Source organism: Mesorhizobium sp. M7A.F.Ca.CA.002.15.2.1 (assembly GCF_003998715.1).
Lineage (GTDB): Bacteria > Pseudomonadota > Alphaproteobacteria > Rhizobiales > Rhizobiaceae > Mesorhizobium > Mesorhizobium ciceri.
This window is the reverse complement of the sequence record NZ_RZPI01001112.1, coordinates 1-956: the sequence shown is the minus strand read 5'-3', so window position 1 is coordinate 956 and position 956 is coordinate 1. Positions and strand designations below refer to the sequence as shown.

The 956-nt window shown below is 63.6% G+C and carries 1 protein-coding gene and 1 pseudogene; one reads left to right on the top strand and one right to left on the bottom strand.

Annotated features, from left to right (window positions below; all coding sequences use genetic code 11):
• On the bottom strand, positions 1-382 hold a 382-nt coding region (locus ENZ74_RS33010; protein WP_164761456.1), incomplete at its 3' end, for an Rrf2 family transcriptional regulator.
• 263 nt (positions 383-645) lie between these two features.
• Here ENZ74_RS33010 and ENZ74_RS33005 point away from each other — a divergent pair.
• A pseudogene (locus tag ENZ74_RS33005) lies at positions 646-956 on the top strand (DedA family protein); the annotation flags it as partial.

Genomic DNA, 956 nt, shown 5'->3' with positions numbered 1-956 from the left:
GCGTGATGCGGCTCAGCTCCTCCGCCAGCCGCCTTTCGGCGGCGTTGCGAAAATCGTCGAGCACGGCGATCCCCGCCTGCTCGACGAGGCAGCCGGGGCTTTCCGGATCGGTGCTGAACGGCAGCAGTGTCTCGCCAAGGGCGACGCTGATCTCGGCCAGGGATATTTTCTCGGGCGCCCGCCCGAGCAGCCAGCCGCCACCGTGCCCGCGCGACGAGGTGACGATGCCGGCGTCGCGCAAGCCTGCGATGGTGCGGCGGACCACCACCGGATTGGTGTGGATGAAGGTGGCAAGCTGCTCGGAGGTCAGCGCCTGTTCGGGCTTCTCGGCCATGTGGACGAGAATGTGCAGGGTAGAGGACAGTCGGCTGTTGCGCTTCATGTAACTTAGTTAGTTACGATTGGTGTCGATGTCAAACACGTCTCGTCCGCGCCGAGGCGCAATGTCCACGCAATCCATTCGCGGCAAACAGAACCAGTCGGTGCGCGATTCGCCTCGTATGCCGGCGCCAAGGCGTCGGACCCGACATATGCAACGGATTTCGGGTCCGACGCTGACTGCAGCAAACGCCACGCCGACCGATCGAAGCGTTGGATCCAGGATGAAGGTTGCCTGATGCTTTGTCTTTTCTCCAGAGATGGACCGTGGCACCGTTTGGTGTCGGCGTCACCATGTCGCTTCGCATGACGGGGCCGCTGGCAGCCATCCTCGGCTTCGGTCTGTTGGGCGTTTTCTGCCTCGCCTTCACCGAAAAGATCCTGCCAATTCCGCCCTCGCATGTGCTGCTGCTGTTCCTCGGCATGACGGCGGCGCCGGATGCTTCGACGCTGGCGATCCTGCTGATGGTGACGACGCTTGCGTCCGCCAGCGGCTGCCTTGTCTGGTATGCGGTCGGCCGCCGGGTTGGACCTGACCGTGCCGACAGGCTGGTCGAGCGTTTCGGCAAGTACGTGTT